The sequence below is a fragment of the Actinomadura fibrosa genome (assembly GCF_900659615.1).
GTDB classification, from domain to species: Bacteria; Actinomycetota; Actinomycetes; order Streptosporangiales; family Streptosporangiaceae; genus Spirillospora; species Spirillospora fibrosa.
Genome location: NZ_CAACUY010000059.1, coordinates 18,209 through 38,830, shown reverse-complemented (window position 1 = coordinate 38,830; position 20,622 = coordinate 18,209). Strand labels below are relative to the sequence as shown.

The 20,622-nt window shown below is 73.8% G+C and carries 18 protein-coding genes and 3 tRNA genes; 12 read left to right on the top strand and 9 right to left on the bottom strand.

From position 1 onward, the window contains the following. The first annotated feature begins 58 nt into the window (after window positions 1-58). The 4 genes from E1300_RS21275 to E1300_RS21260 all read left to right on the top strand — a co-directional run bounded on the left by E1300_RS21275 (window position 59) and on the right by E1300_RS21260 (window position 3,940). The gene (locus tag E1300_RS21275) at window positions 59-1,849 is read left to right on the top strand and encodes an N-acetylglutaminylglutamine amidotransferase (RefSeq protein ID WP_131758784.1); all 1,791 of its coding nucleotides are present in this window, start codon (window positions 59-61) and stop codon (window positions 1,847-1,849) included. 58 nt (window positions 1,850-1,907) lie between these two features. Next, complete coding sequence (gene egtC / locus E1300_RS21270) at window positions 1,908-2,672, top strand: ergothioneine biosynthesis protein EgtC (RefSeq protein ID WP_131758783.1); 765 nt, start codon at window positions 1,908-1,910, stop codon at window positions 2,670-2,672. Window positions 2,673-2,787: 115 nt separating this feature from the next. Further along, the gene (locus tag E1300_RS21265) at window positions 2,788-3,324 is read left to right on the top strand and encodes a cysteine hydrolase family protein (RefSeq protein ID WP_131758782.1); all 537 of its coding nucleotides are present in this window, start codon (window positions 2,788-2,790) and stop codon (window positions 3,322-3,324) included. Between the two features lie 73 nt (window positions 3,325-3,397). Beyond that, entirely contained in the window at window positions 3,398-3,940 is a 543-nt protein-coding gene (locus E1300_RS21260) for a hypothetical protein (protein ID WP_131758781.1), read from the top strand. A 46-nt stretch (window positions 3,941-3,986) separates the two neighbouring features. On the opposite strand, the gene E1300_RS21255 is transcribed toward E1300_RS21260, so the two are convergent. The 4 genes from E1300_RS21255 to E1300_RS21240 form a co-directional block, all read right to left on the bottom strand. After that, entirely contained in the window at window positions 3,987-5,210 is a 1,224-nt protein-coding gene (locus E1300_RS21255; protein ID WP_131758780.1) for a L,D-transpeptidase, read from the bottom strand. 141 nt (window positions 5,211-5,351) lie between these two features. Beyond that, window positions 5,352-6,482: a L,D-transpeptidase gene (locus E1300_RS21250; RefSeq protein WP_242619291.1), complete on the bottom strand. Its 1,131-nt coding sequence runs from the start codon at window positions 6,480-6,482 to the stop codon at window positions 5,352-5,354. Between the two features lie 175 nt (window positions 6,483-6,657). Beyond that, window positions 6,658-7,377: a VC0807 family protein gene (locus tag E1300_RS21245; RefSeq protein WP_242619290.1), complete on the bottom strand. Its 720-nt coding sequence runs from the start codon at window positions 7,375-7,377 to the stop codon at window positions 6,658-6,660. A 265-nt stretch (window positions 7,378-7,642) separates the two neighbouring features. Next, window positions 7,643-8,569, bottom strand: coding sequence for a LysR family transcriptional regulator (locus E1300_RS21240; RefSeq protein ID WP_131758778.1), 927 nt, complete (start codon window positions 8,567-8,569; stop codon window positions 7,643-7,645). Between the two features lie 140 nt (window positions 8,570-8,709). Between E1300_RS21240 and E1300_RS21235 the strand changes: the two genes are divergently transcribed. Next, entirely contained in the window at window positions 8,710-10,047 is a 1,338-nt protein-coding gene (locus E1300_RS21235; RefSeq protein ID WP_131758777.1) for a pyridoxal phosphate-dependent aminotransferase, read from the top strand. A gap of 29 nt (window positions 10,048-10,076) precedes the next feature. Here the strand turns inward: E1300_RS21235 and E1300_RS21230 are convergent. The 3 genes from E1300_RS21230 to E1300_RS50190 form a co-directional block, all read right to left on the bottom strand. Then, a tRNA-Ser gene (locus tag E1300_RS21230) sits at window positions 10,077-10,161 on the bottom strand. Window positions 10,162-10,214: 53 nt separating this feature from the next. After that, a tRNA-Ala gene (locus tag E1300_RS21225) sits at window positions 10,215-10,285 on the bottom strand. 15 nt (window positions 10,286-10,300) lie between these two features. Continuing rightward, window positions 10,301-10,372: transfer RNA gene (locus tag E1300_RS50190), tRNA-Trp, on the bottom strand. A 389-nt stretch (window positions 10,373-10,761) separates the two neighbouring features. On the opposite strand from E1300_RS50190, the gene E1300_RS21220 reads away from it, so the two are divergent. Then, on the top strand, window positions 10,762-11,334 hold the full coding sequence (locus tag E1300_RS21220) for a hypothetical protein (RefSeq protein WP_131758776.1): 573 nt from the start codon (window positions 10,762-10,764) through the stop codon (window positions 11,332-11,334). A gap of 51 nt (window positions 11,335-11,385) precedes the next feature. Here E1300_RS21220 and E1300_RS21215 read toward each other — a convergent pair whose 3' ends face one another. Next, window positions 11,386-12,960 (bottom strand): Na+/H+ antiporter, encoded by a 1,575-nt coding sequence (locus tag E1300_RS21215; protein ID WP_131758775.1) that lies wholly within the window; start codon window positions 12,958-12,960, stop codon window positions 11,386-11,388. A gap of 276 nt (window positions 12,961-13,236) precedes the next feature. Here E1300_RS21215 and E1300_RS21205 point away from each other — a divergent pair, with 276 nt between their 5' ends. Further along, on the top strand, window positions 13,237-13,797 hold the full coding sequence (locus tag E1300_RS21205) for a CGNR zinc finger domain-containing protein (protein WP_131758773.1): 561 nt from the start codon (window positions 13,237-13,239) through the stop codon (window positions 13,795-13,797). 39 nt (window positions 13,798-13,836) lie between these two features. Here E1300_RS21205 and folP read toward each other — a convergent pair whose 3' ends face one another. Further along, window positions 13,837-14,679: a dihydropteroate synthase gene (gene folP, locus E1300_RS21200; protein ID WP_131758772.1), complete on the bottom strand. Its 843-nt coding sequence runs from the start codon at window positions 14,677-14,679 to the stop codon at window positions 13,837-13,839. 222 nt (window positions 14,680-14,901) lie between these two features. Between folP and gmd the strand changes: the two genes are divergently transcribed. The 5 genes from gmd to E1300_RS21175 all read left to right on the top strand — a co-directional run bounded on the left by gmd (window position 14,902) and on the right by E1300_RS21175 (window position 20,542). Beyond that, window positions 14,902-15,936, top strand: a complete 1,035-nt coding sequence (gmd, locus tag E1300_RS21195; RefSeq protein WP_131758790.1) for a GDP-mannose 4,6-dehydratase — start codon at window positions 14,902-14,904, stop codon at window positions 15,934-15,936. Between the two features lie 52 nt (window positions 15,937-15,988). Beyond that, window positions 15,989-16,252: a ubiquitin carboxyl-terminal hydrolase 14 gene (locus E1300_RS21190; protein WP_131758771.1), complete on the top strand. Its 264-nt coding sequence runs from the start codon at window positions 15,989-15,991 to the stop codon at window positions 16,250-16,252. Beyond that, a complete protein-coding gene (locus E1300_RS21185) occupies window positions 16,252-17,802 on the top strand; it encodes an MFS transporter (RefSeq protein ID WP_131758770.1) in 1,551 nt (516 codons plus the stop codon). The genes E1300_RS21190 and E1300_RS21185 overlap by 1 nt, the downstream gene beginning before the upstream one ends. Window positions 17,803-17,924: 122 nt before the next feature. Continuing rightward, a complete protein-coding gene (locus tag E1300_RS21180) occupies window positions 17,925-18,821 on the top strand; it encodes a LysR family transcriptional regulator (RefSeq protein ID WP_131758769.1) in 897 nt (298 codons plus the stop codon). A gap of 122 nt (window positions 18,822-18,943) precedes the next feature. After that, on the top strand, window positions 18,944-20,542 hold the full coding sequence (locus E1300_RS21175; protein ID WP_131758768.1) for a Na+/H+ antiporter: 1,599 nt from the start codon (window positions 18,944-18,946) through the stop codon (window positions 20,540-20,542). Window positions 20,543-20,622 lie beyond the last annotated feature (80 nt).

Below are 20,622 nucleotides of genomic sequence, written 5' to 3'. Positions count from 1 at the left end.
CCGACCACCCCCTGTCCCCGAGAGTAAGGAGTCAGTTCATGTCCCCCCGGAGGCGCCGATGTGCGGGCTGAGCGGTGAGGTGCGCCTGGACGGCGCGGCCGCCGATGTCGAGGCGGTCGCGCGGATGGCCGCAGTGATGGAGCCGCGCGGCCCGGACGGCGCGGGCGTGTGGGCGTCCGGGCGGGTCGCGCTCGGGCACCGCCGCCTGAAGATCATCGACCTGTCGGACCGGGGCGCGCAGCCGATGGTGGACAGCGACCTCGGGCTCACCGCGGTGTTCAACGGCTGCCTCTACAACTACCCGGAGCTGCGCGAGGAGCTGCTCGCCGAGGGCTACCGCTTCTTCTCCACGTCCGACACCGAGGTGCTGGTGAAGGCCTACCACCGGTGGGGCCGCGACTGCGTCGACCGGTTCAAGGGCATGTTCGCGTTCGCGATCGTGGAGCGGGACTCCGGGACGGTCGTGCTCGGCCGCGACCGGCTCGGCATCAAGCCGCTCTACCTGACCCGGGGCGGCGGCCGGATCCGGTTCGCCTCGACGCTCCCGGCGCTGCTGGCGGGCGGCGGCGTGGACACCGACCTGGACCCGGTCGCGCTGCACCACTACATGACCTTCCACTCGGTGGTGCCCGCGCCGCGCACGATCCTGAAGGGCGTGGAGAAGCTGCCGCCCGCGACCGTCCGGACGATCCCGGCGGACGGCGGCCGCGAGACCGACCACATCTACTGGCGGCCCGGCTTCACCCGCGCGTCCGCGCCGGGGCACAGGGAGATGGGGCGCGCGGAGTGGAGCGAGGCGGTGCTGGCGGCGCTGCGCACGGCGGTGGACCGGCGCATGGTCGCGGACGTGCCGGTCGGCGTGCTGCTGTCCGGCGGCCTCGACTCCAGCCTGATCGTGGCGCTGCTGGCCGAGGCCGGGCAGCGCGACCTCGCCACCTTCAGCATCGGCTTCAACGCGGCCGGGGGCGAGAGCGGTGACGAGTTCGCCTACTCCGACCTCGTCGCGGAGCGGTTCGGCACCGACCACCACCAGATCCGCATCGACGACGCGCGGCTGCTGCCCGCGCTGACCGGCGCGGTCGCGGCGATGAGCGAGCCGATGGTCAGCCACGACGCGGTCGCGTTCTACCTGCTGTCGCAGGAGGTGTCGCGGCACGTCAAGGTCGTCCAGTCGGGGCAGGGCGCGGACGAGGTCTTCGCCGGGTACGACTGGTACCCGCCGCTGGCGGGCGTCCCGCGCGGCGAGGCGGCGGACGCCTACGCGCGCGTGTTCTTCGACCGCCCCCACGAGGAGCTGAAGGGGATCCTCAACCCGGACCGGCTGCTCGGCCGGGACGCCGCCGCCGAGTTCGTCCGCGCCCACTTCGCCGAGCCCGGCGCCGACACCGCCGTCGACGCCGCGCTGCGCCTCGACACGACCGTGATGCTGGTGGACGACCCGGTCAAGCGGGTCGACAACATGACGATGGCCTGGGGGCTGGAGGCGCGCACGCCGTTCCTGGACCACGACCTCGTCGAGCTGGCGGCGGCGTGCCCGCCCGAGCTGAAGCTCGCGTCCGACGGCAAGGGCGTCCTGAAGGACGCGGCCCGCGGCGTCGTCCCGGACGAGGTCATCGACCGCACCAAGGGCTACTTCCCGGTTCCGGCGATCCGCCACCTGTCCGGCCCGTACCTGGACCTCGTCCGGGAGGCCCTGGAGGCCCCGGCGGCGAAGGCGCGCGCGCTCTACCGGCCCGAGTACCTGGAGCGGCTGCTCGCGGCGCCGAGCGACCACCGGACGACCCTCGGCGCGAGCCAGCTGTGGCAGGTGGCGCTGCTGGAGCTGTGGTTGCAGAGCCACGGGGTGTGAGCCGTACGGTGGGCGAGCAACATGTCCCCCGACGGCTTCGTGAGGAGAAACCACGCCGATGTGCCGCCACTTCGCCTGGATCGGTGCCCCCAGGTCCCTGCACGCGCTGTTCTACGAGCCCTCCTACGGGCTCGTGGAACAGGCCAAGATCCCGCGCTGGCAGCAGATCGGCCTCGTCAACAAGGACGGTTTCGGGGCGGGCTGGCACCATGACGGCCGCACCTCCGTCTACCGCGTCACCACGCCGATCTGGGAGGACACCGGCTTCCCGGCGACGGCGCGGGACCTGCGGGCCGGGTGCGTGCTCGGCGCGGTGCGGGCGGCGAGCCCGGGCATGCCGATCGAGCGGACCGCGAACGCCCCGTTCACCGACGGCGCGGTGCTGTTCAGCCTGAACGGCCAGCTCGACCTGGCGCGGACGGCGGAGCTGCTGGAGCCGGGCCGCGAACCGGAGTCCGGATGCGATTCGGCGTTCCTCGCGGCGCTGCTGTGGCAGCGCCTCGACGCGGGCGAGCCGCTCCCCGCCGCGGTGGAGAACCTGCTGTACGACGTCGTCGCCCTGGACCCGGCCGCCTGCCTGAACATGCTGGCCACCGACGGCGCGCTGGCCGTCGCGACGACCTGGGCCGAGACGCTGTGCTACCGGCGGGAGCCGGACGGCGTCCTCGTCGCCAGCGAGCCGCACGACGACGCCGGCGACTGGACGACCGTCCCCGACCGGTCCCTGGTCGTCGCGGACGCGTCCGGCGCCGATGTGCGGCCGCTGCGGCCGGTCCCCGAGGCCGCGCCGGCGGTCGTCCCCGGGGAGGCCGTGCCGGGCTGAGGGCCCGGCTGAGCCTCAGGCGGAGATCCGGGCGCCCGTGCCGCCCGTTCCGCGCTCCTCTCACGTCCGTGCTGGGAGGACGTGTGGAACCGGCGTGCACGGGCATGGCGGGATCATGACCCGGACCGCACTGATCGTCATCGACATGCTCAACCCGTACGACCACGAGGACGCCGACCGGCTGACCGGCAGCGTCGAGGCGGTGGTCGGGCCCCTCCGCGACCTCGTGGCCCGGGCCCGGGAACGGGACGACGTGCGGCTCGTGTACGTCAACGACAACCACGGCGACTTCGCGGCGGCCCGGGAGGACCTCGTCCGCGGGGCGCTGGAGGGGAAGCGGCCCGACCTCGTCGAGCCGCTCGTCCCGCCGGAGGACTGCGCCTTCCTCGCCAAGGTCAGGCACAGCGCCTTCTACGGCACGCCCCTGGAGTACCTGCTCTCCCGCGACGGGACCGAGAAGGTGATCCTCACGGGGCAGGTCACCGAGCAGTGCATCCTCTACAGCGCGCTGGACGCCTACGTCCGGCACTTCCAGCTCGTCGTGCCCAGGGACGCGGTGGCCCACATCCACCCGGACCTCAGCGACGCGGCCCTGCGCATGATGGAGCTGAACATGCGGGCGGAGATCGTGGACTCCGCCGACTGCCTCTGATCCCCGCGCGTGGTCCCGCCCTGCGGGGACGCGCCGTCCCGTTTACCCGGGAGGCACCGGGTACAGGACGCGCATGGACAAGTCGGACGCCCGCAGATACCTGGAGATCTACCTCACCGACCACGCCGCGGCGGCGGCGGGCGGCGTGGAGCGGGCGCGCAGCACCGCGCGGGCCCTCGCCGGCTCCCCCGAGGGGGACCGGCTCCAGGGGCTGGCGGACGACATCGCCGCCGACCGGGGCGCGCTGCTGTCGATCATGAAGTCGCTGGGGATCCCCGTCCGGCAGTACAAGGTGCTGGCGGTCCGGGCGGGCGAGCTGGCCGGGCGGCTGAAGTTCAACGGGCGCCTCCGCGAGCGCTCACCGCTGACCGACCTCGTGGAGTTCGAGGCGCTGCGCCTCGGCGTCGAGGGCAAGGCGGCCTGCTGGCGCGCCCTCGCCGCCCTCACCGACCAGGAGCCCGCCCTGGACGCCGACGAGCTGGCACTGCTCCAGGACCGCGCGCAGGCCCAGATCGACCTGCTGGAGAGGCTCCGCAAGGCCGCGGTCGACGAGGTCTTCCGCGGCCGGGCGGGGCGGCCTTCGAGCACGCCGGCCTCCGCCGAGCGGCCCGGCTGACGGCCCGGCCGGGGCCCGGCTGGGGCCCCGACCGGATCAGGCCGGATCAGGCCGTGGTCACGGTGCGGTCGAGGGCGCTGCCCTTGACCCACTTGTTCCAGGACATCTGGTAGAAGCTCCAGCCGTTGTCCCAGGCGAGGCCGCGCTTGGTGCCGGTGATGACGACCGGGTCGCCTCGGTAGGACCAGTTGTAGAACCACTGGGCCTTGGCGGGCGGGGAGTTGAGGCAGCCGTGGCTGACGTTCTGGTGGCCCTGCGCCCACACGGTCGAGGCCATCGAGTGGATGTACTCGCCGCTGTTGGAGATCCGCACCGCGTGCGGGATGACCTCCTTGTAGCCGCCGTTGGCCTTGTCCTCCGGCTTCACGCCCATCCACTCCGACGTCATGATCGCCGGATTCTCCTTGCCCATGGTCAGGTGGATGCCGCTGGTGGTCAGGTAGGTGTCGACGCCGTTGACGACGCGGCCGCCGCGCCCGGCGCTGATGCCCCAGCCGTTGACCTTCCTGCCGTTCTTCTTGACGACGAGCCGGTGCGTCTTCGTGTTGACGGTGATGAGGTGCGCGTCGCCGATGCGGAACCTGCGCGTGTAGTCGGCGACGCCGTAGGTCCGCTTGCCCGCCTTGACGCCGGACAGCTTCGCCGTGAGCGTGACCGACTGGTTCGGCTGCCAGTACTCGCCGTTCTTGGTGCGGAAGATCACCTGGGTGTCGCTCACCCAGAACCACGCGCCGGTGGCCGCCTTGGTCGACTTCACCTCCAGCGCGCGCTCGACGGCCTTGCGGTCGCCCACGGCGCGGTTGAAGGTGACGATGATCGGCATGCCGACGCCGACCTTCTCGCCCTTGGTCGGGCTGACGTCGGCAATGTCGAGCTTGTTCGCCGCCTTGAGGGTGCTGAACTGCCCGGTCAGCGTGGTGGACTTGCCCTTCGGGCTCTTGGCGACGGCCGTGTAGGCGTACTTGGCCCCGGGCCGCAGCGTCCGCGACGTCCAGCTCGTCTTGTCGGCCGACAGCGCGCCGTCGACCGGCTTGCCCTTGAGGGTGACGCTGACCTGCTCCAGCGTCCCCCCGGTGGCCTTGACGACCACGCCCTCCTCGGGCTTGGCCTTGGTGTCCCCGTTGCCGGGGTTGATCGTCACCTGCGGGGCCGCGGAGTCCCCCTTGCCGCCGACGGTGACGCCGTCGTCCTTCTCGCCGCCGGAACAGGCGGTCGTGAGGAGCAGCACGGCCCCCGCGAGCCCCGCGCCCGTCCGAACCCCTGCGGACATACTCCGCTGCACCAGTACCTCCAGGAAACCCCGCCGTCTACCAGGGGAACAATAACGACAAAAGTCGTCGATCATGCCATGACCCGGGGTTTTGGCGGTAGTCCGAGATCAAAGCGTTGCAAGTGGGCGGATCCGGACGCCTCAGGAGAGGGCGCTGCCGCGCTTCCACTGGTCGAAGGGCAGCTGCCAGTAGCTCCAGCCGTTGTCCCACTCGACCTCCCGGTCGCTGCCCGTGAGATCGATCACGTCGCCGCGCTGCGCGATGTCGTAGAACCAGCTCGCGTCGGACGGGCTGACGTTGAGGCAGCCGTGGCTGACGTTCGCCGACCCCTGCGAGCCGACCGACCAGGGCGCCGAGTGCACGTACTCGCCGCTGTTGGAGAAGCGGACGGCGTGGTTCACCACGGTCTTGTAGTAGCCGGGGTCGCCCTCCTGACGGCCCGGGGACGTCATGGTGACGGGGTCGCCCTTCTCCATGAGGAGGTGGACGCCGCTGGTCGTGGTGAACTCGCGCGTCTCCCCGTTGCCCGCGCTGAACGGGATGGTCCGCAGCGTCCTGCCGTCCCGCTTGACCGTCATGTGGTGGCCGCCGATGTTCCCGGTGGTGATCTGCGCGGCGCCGATCGTGATCGTCCGCCGGACGTCCGCGGCCCCGTAGACGCCGCCGCCCGCGTTGACCCCGGCGAGGTCCGCCTGGAACCGGACGGTCTGGTGCGGCTGCCAGTAGGTCTTCGTCCGGTAGATCACCTGGTCGGAGCCGACCCAGCGCCAGGCGCCCTCGACGGGCTTGTCGGGGGTGACCTTCAGCGCCCGCTCGACGGCGGCCCGGTCGGTGACCGGGCGGTTGAAGCGCAGGATGATCGGCATGCCGACGCCGACCTTCTCGCCCGCGAGGCTCGGCGTGACGTCCTCGACGGTGAGCGTCCGCTCCGGCTTGAGCGTGGTGAACGTGCTGGTCACCGTGCGAGTCTTGCCGCCGTCGCGGGCCTGGGCGGTCACCGTGTAGGACGTGCCCGGCACGAGCGTGCGGGTGGAACGCCACTTTCTGCGGCCGTCCATCCGGCCGGTGATCGGCGCCCCCGTCGCGCCCTTGACGGTCACGTTCTCCAGCTTGCCGCCGCCCGCCTTGACCTCGATCGTCCCGTCCGGCCTGACCTGGGCGGTCCCGTTGGCCGGGGTGATCGTCACGGCGGACCCCGACCCGCCGGAGCCCGCCGAGCCCAGCCCGCAGCCCGCCGCGAGCAGCGCCACCGCGCCCGCGCCGCCGGTCACCACGATCCTGAAACGCCCCTTGACCCGCACAAACTCCCCCAAGTCCCAAGGAGTCACCCCGGTTGGTGACATCCCGCTGTTCTCTGGGAGACGGCCCGAAGCGGCGGAAAGTTCGGGTCCGGACGGTGATCAGGCCGGTGGCCGGCCCGTGCCGAGGCCGCTGATCAGGCCGGGGTCAGGCGGGGCCGGGCTCGGCGTTGACGTGCCGGACGCAGCGCTTGAAGCCCCAGACCGAGACGCCGACGCCCACGGCGCCGAGCCCCGCGACCAGGCCCGTGCGGACCCACAGGTACATGCCGAGCGACTCGTTGAAGAGCATCCAGAGGCTGATGAGGACGTTGGTGAACAGCACCATCGACCACAGCAGGGAGATCCGCAGGAAGAACTGGTGGACCCTGGCGTGCCGGAGGAAGGCCTCGGGGATCGGCGCCATGTCCCTGGCGAGCTTCTTGGCGAGCGGCCTGCCCAGCGGGACCGAGGCGAGGAACGACATGCTCACCATGAGCGTGCCCAGGGTCGGCTGGAGGAAGTAGATCACCGCGCTGTGGGTGGCGGCGGCCAGCCCCGCCCGGACGGTGACGCCGACCGCGGCGAGCATGAGCATCCCGGAGACGCCGTGCCCGCGGAAGTAGCGCCAGGCGATGCCGCCGTAGACCCAGGCGACGGCGGCGACGAGGGCGCCGTTCAGGCCGAGCAGCACGAGCGCGGCGTAGAAGACCGCGACGGGCGCGACGACGCCCTCCAGGAAGCGGGGCAGCGCGTGCAGGAGCAGCGCGGTCACCCGCGGGAGTTCGAAGTGGTGGTCCTTGTGCCGCTCGCCCTCGGCCGGTGGCGTGGGCGCGGGCGGGGCCGTCCCCTCGGACGGGCCCGCGGGCTCGGTCGCCGGTCGTTCCATCGAGCGCTGCGCTCCCCGATCGGTGTGCGTGGACATCGGTGTGCTTGGTCGCGAAGAGGTCACGATTCGCCCCACGGTACGTGATGCTCGGCACGCGCCCACCCGTTTTCGGCGGTTCGACGTGCCCTCGAGGGTTGGTTCGGCTCCGGGCGCCGGAAGGTGCGGGCCCCGTCCGCTTGCGGTCAGCGGTGAACCCGCGGGGCGGTTCCGGCCGTGGCGGCGGCGACCGTCCGGCGGGGCGGGCCCGCCGGGGCGTCCGGGCCGGTCAGCCGCCCAGTTCCGGGGGCTGGACGTCCCGGGCGGCGGCGTAGATCGCGCGCAGCGTGACGGCCACGGAGGGCCTGCGGACGCTGGCCGTCCGGGTGACGGCGTACACCTCGCGGGCGAGCGTGCACTCGGGGATGCGGCGCACCGCGACGCCCTGGTCGCCGGCCGCGAGCGCGAGCGCCGGGACGGCGGTGATCCCGATCCCCCGCGCCACCAGGCTCAGGATCGTGAGCAGGCCCTCGAACTCCCAGGGGACGGGGCGGGCGCCGCCGACCGTGTCCAGGAGCCGTTCCACGGCCTGCCGGGACGGCTCGCCGGGCGGGGCGGCCATCCAGGGCTCGTCACGCAGCTCCTGGAGCCGGACGGGCCGCTCGGGGTCCGACATGGGGTGCGAGTCCGGGACGACGAGGACCAGCGGGTCGCGGCGGAGGTGGAAGAACTCCAGCGCGGCGGGCGACTGGTCGGGGACCTTGCCGGTCCAGTCGTCGATGAGCGCGATGTCCACCTCGCCGTTCTGCACCTGCCGGACGCCGTCCCCGGGCCGGGTCTGCCGCAGCACGAACGTCAGCCCGGGGTGGTCGCCGAGGCTCTGCGCCAGGGCGGGGGCGAACGCGACGGCGGCGGTGGGGAAGGCGGTGACGACGACGCGGCCGAGCGGCGTGTCGGCCTGGGCCGACAGCTCGGCCTCGGCGGTCTCCACGAGCGCGAGGATCTCCTCGGCGCGGGCGGCCAGCCGGCGCCCGGCGTCGGTCAGCTCGGCGCTGCGGGCGGTGCGGTCCAGCAGCGGGACGCGGGCCTCCCGTTCGAGCGCCGCGAGCTGCTGCGAGACGGCCGAGGGCGTGTAGCCGAGGGCGGCCGCGGTGGCGGCGATGCTGCCGCGGCGGGCGAACTCGGCCAGCAGCCGCAGGCGGCGCACTTCGAGCATCAGCCCATCTTACGGTCACCATCGCCGAGACTCGCTTGTGATGATGCTCTGAGCGGGCAAGCATGAGGTGAACCCGGCCGGGTCGCGCACTGGAATCGCTCACTCACCCACCGTTGCTTCGCCATGCCTTGGAGTAGTCCATGCACGCCCAGAGCCCGTCCACGCCCGCCCGGCCCCTGCCGTTCGCCCCGCGCCCGGTGCCGCTGTCGGCGACACTCGCCGTGAACGAGGCGCTCCACCGCAAACGCGGGCAGGGCATGCGCGTGCTCCCCCTCGGCTTCGGCGAGGCCGGGATACCGATACATCCGGCGCTCGCCCGCGAGCTGGAGGCCGCGGCCGGACGGGGCGCCTACGGGCCGGTCGCCGGGTCCGCCGCGCTGCGCGCCGCCGCGGCCGGGTACTGGAGCCGCCGCGGGACGCCCACCGACCCGTCCTCGGTGGTCTGCGGCCCGGGCAGCAAGCCGCTGCTGTTCGCCCTGCTGATGGCGCTGGGCGGCGACGTGGTCGTCCCCGCGCCGAGCTGGGTGACCTACGCGGCCCAGACGGCGCTGGTGGGCGCGGAGCCCGTCCGGGTCGCGACGCCGCCCGGGGAGGGCGGCGTCCCGAGCCCGGCGCTGCTCGCGGACGCCGTCGTGCGGGCGCGGCGCCGCGGGCGCACGGTGCGGGCCGTGGTCGTCACCCTGCCGGACAACCCCACGGGCACCCTCGCCGCCGAGGACACCGTCCGGCGGCTCTGCTCGGTCGCGCGGGACCTCGACCTCGTGGTGATCTCCGACGAGATCTACCGGGACCTCGTGCACGAGCCCGGCCGGACGGTGCCGAGCCCCGTGCGGTTCGCGCCGGAGCGGGCGGTGGTGACGACGGCGCTGAGCAAGAGCCTGGCGGCCGGGGGCTGGCGCCTCGGCGTCGCCCGGCTCCCGGACGGCCCGTTCGGCCGGGCGCTGCGCGACAGCGTGCTCGGCGTGGCGAGCGAGGTCTGGTCCAGCGCGCCCGCGCCGATGCAGCACGCCGCCGCCTACGCGTTCGCCGAGCCGCCCGAGCTGGTCGAGCACGTCGACCGCAGCCGGCGGCTGCACGCGGCGGTGGCGGCGGCGGTCGCGGACCGGTTCGCGGCCGCGGGCGCCCGCGTGCCCCGTCCGCAGGCGGCCTTCTACGTCTACCCGGACCTCGGCCCGCTGCGGGAGGCGCTGGGCGAGGGGCACGGCGTGCGGACGGCGGAGGACCTCACGTCCCTGCTGCTGGAGCGTTACGGCGTCGGGGTGCTGCCGGGCAGCTCGTTCGGCGACCCGCCGGCCGCGCTGCGGATGCGCGTGGCGCCCAGCCTGCTCTACGGGGAGGACGACGAGCAGCGCCTGGCCGCGCTCGCCTCGCCCGCGCCGGCGGCCCTGCCCTGGATCGCGGGCGCGCTGGACCGGCTCGGCGAGGTCCTCGCCGACCTGGCGGAGAGCGCCGCCGCGCCGCAGCCCGCACCGGCCTGAGCGCCGCCATTCGGCGCGCCGCCGGAAAGCGGAGGGTAAGGGAGTCGAACCCCTTCGAGTTTCACCTCGACCACAGTTTTCGAAACTGCTGCCTTACCGTTCGGCCAACCCTCCTCGAACGTCCGCCGCCGGCCGGGAGGACCCGGCCGGCGGGCGGAGCCGCCGCGTGGACCAGCAGGGAGTCGAACCCTGGTCTCTTCCTTGCAAGGGAAGTGTGCTTCCGTTACACCACAAGCCCATTGATCATCTTCAGCAGGGGCGGAGGGAGTCGAACCCACTTTCCGCTGGTTTTGGAGACCAGCCGCCTAACCGGTGGCTCACCCCTTCGAGCCGTCCTTTCCGAACGCCCTTCCAGGATGCGCCGATCATGCGGCGGGCCGCAAAGCATTTTCCGCGCGGTTCGGGAATGCCTCTCGCGGCGGCCCGGCCCGGTGCCCGGGGAACGCGCGGCGCCGATCACGGAGCGGCATCCGGAGAATGCGAATCGTGGCGGCCCGACATAAAGATCACCGCCTTATCACGATCAACCGGCCTCCGGCCCGATATGCGCCCGACCGGCGCGTATAAGCGTGGTGTAAGGTCCAACGACGCAGAGGGGAACGTTCATCGACATCCCCGCCACGGGCCAAGCGGGAGTCCCGCCGGGCCGTCCCGTGGTAAACCCGAGACAGCGTGAAGTCACGTATGTGATGAAAGAAGGCGAGGGGGCCCGCCATGAGGCATGCACGGGACGGGGCTGCCGCGGCGATGAGCGCGGCCTCGAGGATCCTGGTGGCGCGCGGCAAGAACGAGCCTCAGGAGATGGAGAACCCGGACGTCGCCTGGGGCCAGCGCGCCCGGGACGGGGTCTGGGTGCCGACCAAGGACGGGCAGCGCCTGCACCTCGGCATCGACGTGGCCGCCGCCGACACGGTCGCCCAGGTGCTGCGGCCGAGCCTGCGGGTGTTCGTCGGCGTGGACGTCGACACCGACATCGTCGCGCAGACCACCGACAACGGTGTCCGGCTGCTCACCATCGTCCACGGCCCGGACGCCCCCTCGGAGTTCCGCTTCGCGATCTCCCTGCCGGACGGCCTGGCGCTGGAGGCGATGCCCTCCGGCGGCTACGACGTCGTCCACCTGCGGTACGGCGCGACCGTGGGGCGGCTCTACAACCCGTGGGCGAGCGACTCGATGTTCCGCCAGGTGAAGGCCGACTACGCGCTGGAGGGGTCGGTGATCACGATGCGCGTCCAGCACGCGGACGCCTACTACCCGGTCGTCGCCGACCCGCACTACGCGCGCTGAGCCCCCGCACCCCCGCCCGCTCGCGGAGCGGGGGCCCGGAACCGGGGCGGGTCACGCGCGGGTCTTCCTGATGACCACGGGGTCCTCGAAGTCGAGCTCGCGGCTGATCTCGCGGAGCGTCCCGGCCCCGATCCTGCCCTTGCGGTAGAGCGAGCTGAGCTTGCCGCGCTGCGCCCGGACGAGCTCGCTGCGGACGTGCTGGCTGTTCGGCGGGCGCGCATCGTCCCGGTCCTCGTCCTCCAGGAAGTAGCGGACGCGGTCCAGCCGGACCTCCAGCATCTGCCGGAAGGCCTCGGCGGTCTGCTCGTCGACCTCGTCCCGCTCGGCCAGCTCGTCCAGCCGGGCCAGCGCGGCCTGGAGGCCCGCCTTGCGCGCCACCATGGCCTCCTCCCGGCGGCGGTCCGACTCGATCAGCCCGAGCCGGCGCAGCAGCACCGGCAGCAGCGGCGCCTGCCCGACCAGCGTGATCAGCACGACCAGCGCGGTGAGCAGGACGAGGAGGCCGCGCTCGGCGCCGACGGCGGCGGGCAGCGACAGGGCGATGGCCAGCGAGATCGCGCCGCGCAGCCCGCTGAAGCCGATCACCGCCCGCTGCCGCCAGCCGAGCCCCTCCTGGCTGCGCCGGCCGCCGGGCAGCAGCCGGGCGAGCGGGCCGTTGCCGAGCTGCCACACCAGCCGGACGCCGACGAGGACGCCCGCCACGGCGAGGCTGACGAGCGCCACGCCGGTCCAGGTGTGGCCGCCGGGCTCGTGGAGCAGCTGCCGCATCTCCAGGCCGAGCAGGACGAACAGCGCCGACTCCAGCAGGAACGTCAGGACGCGCCAGAACGTGTTGCCGACCATGCGGGACGCGGGCTGGAGTACGCCCTCGCCGTGCGTGCCGATGAAGAACCCGGCGGTGACCGTGGCGAGCACTCCGGACGCCCCGAAATTCTCGGCCGGGATGTAGGCCAGGTAGGGGGTGACGAGCGACACGATGATCTGGCTGATGGGGTCCTGGATGGAGCGCCGGACGCGGCGGATCACGATGCCGGTGACCAGCCCGTACACCACGCCCCCGGCGGCGTACTGCGCGAGCCGCGCCGCGCCGTGCGAGAGCGTGAACCCGGTGCCGAGCGACTCGGCCGCCAGCCCGAAGATCGTCAGGGCCACGCCGTCGTTGATGAGGCTCTCGCCCTCCAGGATCGTGACGAGCCGGGCGGGGGCGCCGAGCCGCTGGAGCACGGCGGTGGCCGCGACGGCGTCGGTGGGCGCGACGGCCGCGCCGAACGCCAGCGCGGCGGCCCAGCCGACCTCGGGCAGGAGGGCGTGGACGGTCCCCGCGACCGCGACCGTGCTGACGGCGGTCAGCCCGAAGGCGAGCGCGACGATCGGGACGGCGTCGGCGCGGGCCTCGCGCGGCGCGGTGAAGAACGCCGCGTGGTAGACCAGCGGCGGCAGGAAGCCGAGCAGGACCAGCTCGGGCGGGACGACGACGTGCGGGAGGCCGGGCACGAACCCGGCGGCCATGCCGAACAGCACGAGAAGGATCGCGTCGGGCGCCTGGAGCCGCCGGGACAGCGCGCGGGCGAGCAGCACCACCACGGCGACGACCAGGAAGACGATGAGTAGCCGGTCCTCCTCCACGCCCCCTGTTGTGTCCCGATCAACGTCGGCTACGCGCGACCCGCGTCACTTTGCTGGAACGCGCCAACCCCGCGGCCCGCGCGACGGCCCGCGTGACCGGCCCGCACGTCCCGGCGGGGTCCGCGCGGACGGGGGCGCTCGGCGTCATATGCTCGGGTCCGGGCCGCGTTCCGGCCCCGGCGGCGTTGCCGGGCGCACGACCTCCCCGTACCGCGCCGGGTCCTGGGTCGGTCCCCCAGGTGCACCACGTCCCGGTCCCCCGAGACTGGAGTCATCGTGATCTTCACTCATGACACCGAGCACGCGCTCGCCGTCGTCGTCGATCTGATCAACACCGGGGCCGCGACCGCCGGCGCGGAGTCGATCGGCGGGGTGCCCGGGCTCCGCGCGTTCGTGGAGCGCAACGCGTTCAGCGACGTCGGCGAGCTGACCGACGCCGACCTGGCCCGGGTCATGGACCTGCGCGAGCGGTTCCACGCCGTCTTCCGGGCCCCGGACGTGCCGTCCGCCGTCCGGCTGATCAACGAGATCGTCGGCGAGGTCCGCACCACCCCGCACCTGACCGACCACGACGGCTACGACTGGCACGTGCACTTCTTCGCGCCGGGCGCCCCCATGGGCGAGCACCTGGCGGCCGACTGCGGCATGGCCCTCGCCTACGTGGTCGCGGCCGGCGAGTTCGACCGGCTGCGCACCTGCGAGGCGCCGGACTGCTCCCGCGTCCTCGTCGACCTGTCCCGCAACCGCTGCCGCCGCTACTGCGACAGCCGCACCTGCGGCAACCGCATGCACGTCGCCGCCTACCGGGCCCGCCAGCGCGAATCGGCCGTGCGATAGCGCGTTCCCGGGTGGCAGCGCGTTCCCGGGCGGGCGTTCTCAGGGGGTCAGGGCGGCGACGGCGGTGAGGGCGCGGCGGGCGGCGGCCACGTCGTGGACGCGGAACACGCGGGCGCCGAGCCAGGCGGAGACGCCGAGGACGGCCATCGTGCCCGGGCCGCGCCGGTCCACGGCCCGGCCGCCGAGGGTCTCGCCGATGAAGTCCTTGTTGGACACCGCGACCAGCACCGGCCATCCCGTCGCGGTCATCTCGCCGAGCCGGCGGCTGATCTCCAGCGACTGGCGGGTGCTCTTGCCGAAGTCGTGCGCGGGGTCGATGAGGACCGCGTCCCGGCGCACCCCGAGCGCCACCGCGCGCTCGGCCTCGGCGGTCACGTGCGCGAGCACGTCCGCCATGACGTCGTCGTAGCCGACGCGGTGCGGGCGGGTGCGGGGGGCGAGGCCGCCGGCGTGCGCGCAGACCAGGCCGATCCCGTGCGCGGCGGCGACCTCGGCGAGCCGCGGGTCCGGGCCGCCCCAGGTGTCGTTCAGCAGATCGGCGCCCGCCTGGGCCACCGCCTCGCCGACCTCCGCGCGCCAGGTGTCGACGCTGATCACCACGCCGGGGTGCCGGTCCCGGACGGCGGCGACGAGGTCCACCACCCGGCGCAGCTCCTCGGCGACGTCCACCTCGGCGCCGGGGCCGGCCTTGACGCCGCCGATGTCGATGATGTCGGCGCCCTCGGCCACGGCCCGGGCGACCGCGTCCAGGGCGGCCCCGAAGGCGTAGGTGGCGCCGCGGTCGAAGAAGCTGTCGGGGGTGCGGTTCACCACCGCCATGATCGCGCGGGGGCCGAGCCCGCGCCCGTTGAGCCGCAGCGGAGCGGCCGGTGCCGTGGTCATGATGGGCACACGCTCGCACATCGGGGGCGCCTCGCGCTACGCAGCGCGACCGCCCCGCACCAGCGCGGACGGGGGCCGCCGGTGAATCAGAAGCGAATTCGGTTCAAACGCCGCCCTCCCTCGTCAGCATCGCGGCGGGGTCGCTAACCTCGTAGGCCACGCACGTTGTGGGAGTCCGCCCGCGGCGGCCCGCGTCTGACCTATTCAGCCATGGAGGATCCGCTGTCCAGGCGAGCACTCATCACCGGCATCACCGGGCAGGACGGCTCGTACCTGGCCGAGCACTTGCTTGGGCAGGGGTACGAGGTGTGGGGCCTGGTGCGGGGTCAGGCGAACCCCCATGTGGCGCGCCTGCGCAAGCACATCGGCGACGTCCAGATCACCACCGGGGACCTCCTGGACCAGGGCAGCCTGATCTCCGCGGTCGAGCGCGTCCAGCCGGACGAGGTGTACAACCTGGGCGCGATCTCCTACGTGCCGATGTCGTGGCAGCAGGCCGAGCTGACGGCCGAGGTCACCGGCATGGGCGTGCTGCGGATGCTGGAGGCCATCCGCGTGGTCTCGGGCATCAGCCCGTCCCGGACGCCCGCGCGGGAGCAGATCCGCTTCTACCAAGCGTCGTCGTCGGAGATGTTCGGGATGGTCCGGGAGACGCCGCAGAACGAGAAGACGCCGTTCCATCCGCGCAGCCCGTACGGGGTCGCCAAGAGCTACGGGCACTACATCACGCAGAACTACCGCGAGTCCTACGGGATGTTCGCGGTCAGCGGGATCCTGTTCAACCACGAGTCGCCCCGCCGCGGCGCGGAGTTCGTCACCCGGAAGGTGTCGCTCGGCGCGGCCCGGATCAAGCTGGGGCTGGCCGCCGAGCTGCGCCTCGGCAACCTCGACGCGCGGCGCGACTGGGGCTACGCCGGCGACTACGCCCGGGCGATGCGGCTGATGCTGGCCCAGGACTCCCCCGAGGACTACGTGATCGGCACGGGCCAGACGCAGTCCGTCCGGGAGCTGGTGGAGTTCGCGTTCCGGACGGCGGGCCTGAACTGGGAGGACCACGTCGTCCTGGACGAGCGGTACACGCGGCCCGCCGAGGTGGACCTGCTGTGCGCCGACCCGAAGAAGGCCCGCGAGCAGCTCGGCTGGGAGCCCGAGGTCGCCTTCGAGGACCTGGTCACGATGATGGTCGAGTCGGACCTGCGGCTGCTGTCGGAGTCGGCGCGGCCCGAGGACGAGCCGTTCAGCCCCGACCACTGGTGAACCCCTGATCCCACCGGCCGGCGCATCCCCGCGGGCGTGCGAACATGCTCTTATGGCGACATGTGAACACGTGCAGAGCGTCCCGGCGCAGGACCCCGCCCCGGCGACGCCGCAGGGCTGCGCGGAGTGCCTCGCCGAGGGCACGCGCTGGGTCCACCTGCGGCTCTGCCTGGGCTGCGGGCACGTCGGCTGCTGCGACTCCTCCCCGATGCGGCACGCCACCAAGCACTTCAAGGACGAGGGGCACCCGATCGTGCGGTCCTTCGAGCCCGGGGAGGACTGGCGATGGTGCTTCGTCGATGAACTGATCGTCTGATGCCGGACGTCCGGCTGGGCACGGGGCCGGGCCGCTGGGTCCTGCTGGCCACCGTGCTCGGGTCGAGCGTGGCCATGCTCGACTCGACCGTGGTGAACGTGGCGCTGCCGAAGCTGGCGCGCGACCTCGGCGCCGACATGGCGGGCCTCCAGTGGACGGTGAACGCCTACACGCTCACGCTGGCCGGGTTCATCCTGCTCGGCGGCTCGCTCGGCGACCGCTTCGGGCGGCGGCGGATCTTCCTGGTCGGCGTGCTGTGGTTCGCGGCGGCGTCGGTCCTGTGCGGCCTCGCGCAGAACGTCGAGATGCTGGTGCTGTCGCGGGCCCTCCAGGGCGTCGGCGGGGCGCTGCTGACGCCGGGCTCGCTGGCGATCATCCAGGCGTCCTTCGTCCCCGACGACCGGCCCCGCGCGGTCGGCGCCTGGTCGGGGTTCGGCGGGGTCGCCGGGGCCGTGGGACCGTTCGCCGGCGGCTGGCTGGTGGACGCGGCGGGCTGGCGCTGGGTGTTCCTGCTGAACGTGCCGCTCGCCGCCGTCGTCGTGCTGGTCGCGGTGCGGCACGTCCCGGAGAGCGTCGACCCGGACGCCCGGGGCCGCTTCGACGTGCTGGGCGCGGTGCTGGCCGCGCTCGCCCTGGCCGGGACGACCTACGCGCTGACGGAAGCGCCCGGCGGAGGCACCGGCCCCGCTGTGATCGGCGCGGCGGGCGCGGTGGGCGTCGCCGCTGCGGTCCTGTTCGTCGTCGTGGAACGCGCCCGCGGCAAGGGACGGCACCTGCCCGGGGTCCGGTCCCGGCGGCCGGCGCCGCGGCCGATGCTGCCGCTGGACGTGTTCGCCTCCCGGCAGTTCACCGCCGTGAACGTCGTCACGTTCGTGGTGTACGGCGGGATGGGCGTGCTGTTCTTCCTGTTCGTCCTCAACCTCCAGGTCGTCTGCGGGTTCTCGCCGATCGCGGCGGGGACGGCGCTGCTGCCCGTCACGGTCCTCATGCTGCTGCTGTCGGCGCGGGCGGGCGCGCTCGCGCAGAAGATCGGCCCGCGGGTGCCGATGACGGCGGGCCTCGCCGTCGCCGCCTGCGGGATGTTCCTCGTCGGCCGCATCGGCGAGGGCGCCTCCTACGTCCGGGACGTGCTGCCCGCCGTGGCCGTGTTCGGGCTGGGGCTGTCGGCGGTCGTCGCGCCGCTGACCGCGACCGTCCTCGCCACCGCCGACGAGCGGCACGCGGGCGTGGCGAGCGGCGTCAACAACGCGGTGGCCCGCGCCGCGGGGCTCCTCGCGGTCGCCGCGATCCCGCCGCTGGCCGGGCTGACCGGCGACGCCTACGACGACCCCGCGGCCTTCTCGCACGGGTTCGGGATCGCGATGGCGTCCTGCGCGGGCCTGCTGGCGCTCGGCGCCCTGCTCAGCCTCCTCACCGTGGACGACGGCGCGCTGCGCCGGCCGTCCGGGGAGCGGTGCCAGCCGCAGGCCAGGAACCACTGCGCGGTCGGCGCGCCCCAGCTCCAGCCCGAAGCGGAGACCGTCCCCGCCGGGCGGGCGGGCGCCGGATAGCGCCGCGCGGCCCCCCGGCGTCCTTGATCACCAGGTCAGGGGCGCGGGGGCCGGGGAAATCTCCCCGGACCGATTCCGGCTATGTCCAGGACCGGATCCCGTCGTTGTCATACGGTCAGGGCATGAATCTGCGGCAGCTGCGCTACGTCGTGGCGACCGCCGACCACGGCACGATGACGTCGGCGGCCCAGGCCCTCTACGTCGCCCAGCCCGCCCTGTCCAGGGCCGTCCGCGAGCTGGAGCGCGAGCTCGGCGTGGAGCTGTTCGCCCGGTCCGGGCGGGGCGTCGTCCTCACCGCCGTCGGCGAGCAGGTGGTCCGGCAGGCCCGGGTGGCGCTGGACGCCGTGGAGGCGATCGAGGGCCTGTCGGGCGCGCGGGCGAACGGCGGCCGGGGGACCGAGCTGCGCATCGCCACGACCGCGTCCCTGGAGCCGGAGCTGACCGGCCGGCTGATCCCCCGCTTCGCGCGCGACCAGCCCGCGGTCCGGGTCCGGGTCGTCCGCTGCGAGGACCGCGACCAGGTCGCCGCGGCCGTGCGGGCCGGCCGCGCCGACCTCGCGCTCACCGACCTGCCCGTGCCGGGCGACATGGCGGCGCACCCGTTCGAGCAGCGGGAGGTGGTCCTGATCTCGCCGCCCGCGCTGAAGGTGCGCGAGCCGGTGCCGCTGACCGCGCTGGACGGCATGCGGCTCGTCCTGCCCGCGCGGGGCAGCGCGCGGCGCGCCGAGATCGACGTCATGCTGCGGCGCATCGGCGCGACGCCGGTGGCGGCCGTGGAGTCCGACGAGCGCGGGGCGTGGCTCGGCTGGGTGCGGGCCGGGATGGGCTCGCTGCTGTGGTACCGCAACCAGGTCGACGACACCGAGGGCGTCACCGTCCGGTCGTTCATGCCGCCGATCACCCGCATGATCGGGCTCGTCCACGCGCACCGGCGGCTGCCGCCCGCCGCCCGCGACTTCCTGGCCTTCGCCAAGGAGACGTCCCGCGACGCCCGCGGCCACCCCACCGACCTGCACTAGGGCTGCCCCAGGCGCCACTCGGGGCTCCGGCCGCCACGGGAGGCCCGCGACGGACGTCCGGTGGTGCGCCCGATGTCGCCCGATGTCCGGAGACGTCGCGGCGCCGTGGGATCATCTGGCAGGTGGAGACGACGCACGCACTGTGGTTGCTGGCCATCCCCGTCTGCGCGCTGCTGGTGGCCGGGACCGCGCGGCGCGCCGGCCTGTCCGCGCCGCTGGTCCTGGTGATCGCGGGCCTGCTGGTCTCGTTCGTGCCGGGCGTCCCGGAGTTCGAGCTCGACCCCGAGTTCGTCCTGTACGTCTTCCTGCCGCCGCTGCTGTTCTCCGCGGCGTGGCAGAGCTCGTACTACGACCTGCGCGAGAACGTCCTGTCGATCGGGCTGCTGTCGGTCGGGCTGGTGCTGTTCACCACGTTCGCCGTCGGGTACGCGGCCTACCTGCTCGTCCCCGGGCTGCCGCTGTCGGCGGCGTGCGTGCTCGGCGCGATCGTGGCGCCGCCGGACGCGGTCGCGGCGGTCAGCGTCGCGCAGCGCCTCGGGCTGCCCCGCCGGGTCGTGACGGTCCTGCTCGGCGAGAGCCTGTTCAACGACGCGACGGCGCTCACCGCGTTCCGGGTGGCGGTCATCGCCGCGACGGGCGCGGGGTTCACGCTCGCCGACGGCGTGCTGCGCTTCCTGTTCGCCGCGGCCGCCGGGGCCGCGGTGGGGCTGCTGCTCGGCCCGCCGCTGCACTGGCTGCGGACCCGGCTGAACGACCCGCTCGTCGAGAACGGCGTGGCGGTCGTGGCGCCGTTCGCCGCCTACCTGCTGGCCGAGACGGTGCACGCGTCCGGCGTGATCGCGGTGGTGGTCAGCGGGCTGTACCTCGGCCACCGGTTCACCGAGTCGCCCGCCGTGACCCGGCTGATCGGGCACTCCTTCTGGAAGGTCATGGTCTTCCTGCTGGAGAGCGTGGTGTTCCTGCTCATCGGGCTCCAGCTGCCGCCGGTGATCGACGGGCTGTCCGGCTATCCGTGGCCGCGGCTGGCGTGGTGGGCGGTGGCGGTGTTCGGGGTGACCGTCGCGGCGCGGTTCGTGTGGGTGCTGCCGGCGTCGTTCCTCCCGCGGTGGCTGTCGCGGCGGGTGCGGGAGCGCGACCGCGACCTCGGCTGGCGCGGCCGGGTCATCGTGTCGTGGGCGGGCATGCGCGGGGTGGTGTCGCTGGCCGCGGCGTTCGCGATCCCGTTCGTCACCTCGGCGGACCGCCCGTTCCCGGGACGCGACCTCATCCTGTTCCTCACCTTCACCACCGTCCTCGGGACGCTGCTGGTGCAGGGGCTGACGTTCCCGGCGCTGATCCGGATGCTGCGCGTCGGCAGCGACCGGGAGCGCTACACCGACACCGTCGCGGAGGCCGGCGCGCAGCACGCGGCCGCGAACGCGGCGCTGGAGCGGCTGGCGGAGCTGACCGCCCGGGAGGAGCTGGACGAGTCGGTCGTGACCCGGCTGCGCGAGCTCGCCGAGCAGCGGCAGCTCCGGGCGTGGGAGCGGCTCGGCGGCGGGACGGGCCCGGAGGGCGAGGAGGTCCCGACGACGACCTACCGGCGGCTGCGGCGCGAGATGCTCGCGGCCGAGCGGGGGGTGTTCATCCGGCTGCGGGACGAGCGGCGCATCGACGACGAGGTGCTGCAACGCGTCCTGCACGAGCTGGACCTGGAGGAGGTCGCGCTCAGCCGCGACTGACCGGCGCCCGGCCGCAGGCCGGGCCGTACACCCGGCCTCGGCGCCCCGGCCACACGGCCCGGCCGGTGCCCCGGCCGCGG

Coding starts and splice junctions, on each gene's coding strand:
- E1300_RS21190 (WP_131758771.1), top strand. CDS start 15,989: ATGGCGACATGTGAACACGTGCAGAGCGTCCCGGCGCAGGACCCCGCC.
- E1300_RS21180 (WP_131758769.1), top strand. CDS start 17,925: ATGAATCTGCGGCAGCTGCGCTACGTCGTGGCGACCGCCGACCACGGC.
- E1300_RS21185 (WP_131758770.1), top strand. CDS start 16,252: ATGCCGGACGTCCGGCTGGGCACGGGGCCGGGCCGCTGGGTCCTGCTG.
- E1300_RS21275 (WP_131758784.1), top strand. CDS start 59: ATGTGCGGGCTGAGCGGTGAGGTGCGCCTGGACGGCGCGGCCGCCGAT.
- E1300_RS21245 (WP_242619290.1), bottom strand. CDS start 7,377: ATGGAACGACCGGCGACCGAGCCCGCGGGCCCGTCCGAGGGGACGGCC.
- folP (WP_131758772.1), bottom strand. CDS start 14,679: ATGACCACGGCACCGGCCGCTCCGCTGCGGCTCAACGGGCGCGGGCTC.
- E1300_RS21260 (WP_131758781.1), top strand. CDS start 3,398: ATGGACAAGTCGGACGCCCGCAGATACCTGGAGATCTACCTCACCGAC.
- E1300_RS21265 (WP_131758782.1), top strand. CDS start 2,788: ATGACCCGGACCGCACTGATCGTCATCGACATGCTCAACCCGTACGAC.
- egtC (WP_131758783.1), top strand. CDS start 1,908: ATGTGCCGCCACTTCGCCTGGATCGGTGCCCCCAGGTCCCTGCACGCG.
- E1300_RS21220 (WP_131758776.1), top strand. CDS start 10,762: ATGAGGCATGCACGGGACGGGGCTGCCGCGGCGATGAGCGCGGCCTCG.
- E1300_RS21235 (WP_131758777.1), top strand. CDS start 8,710: ATGCACGCCCAGAGCCCGTCCACGCCCGCCCGGCCCCTGCCGTTCGCC.
- E1300_RS21255 (WP_131758780.1), bottom strand. CDS start 5,210: ATGTCCGCAGGGGTTCGGACGGGCGCGGGGCTCGCGGGGGCCGTGCTG.
- E1300_RS21240 (WP_131758778.1), bottom strand. CDS start 8,569: ATGCTCGAAGTGCGCCGCCTGCGGCTGCTGGCCGAGTTCGCCCGCCGC.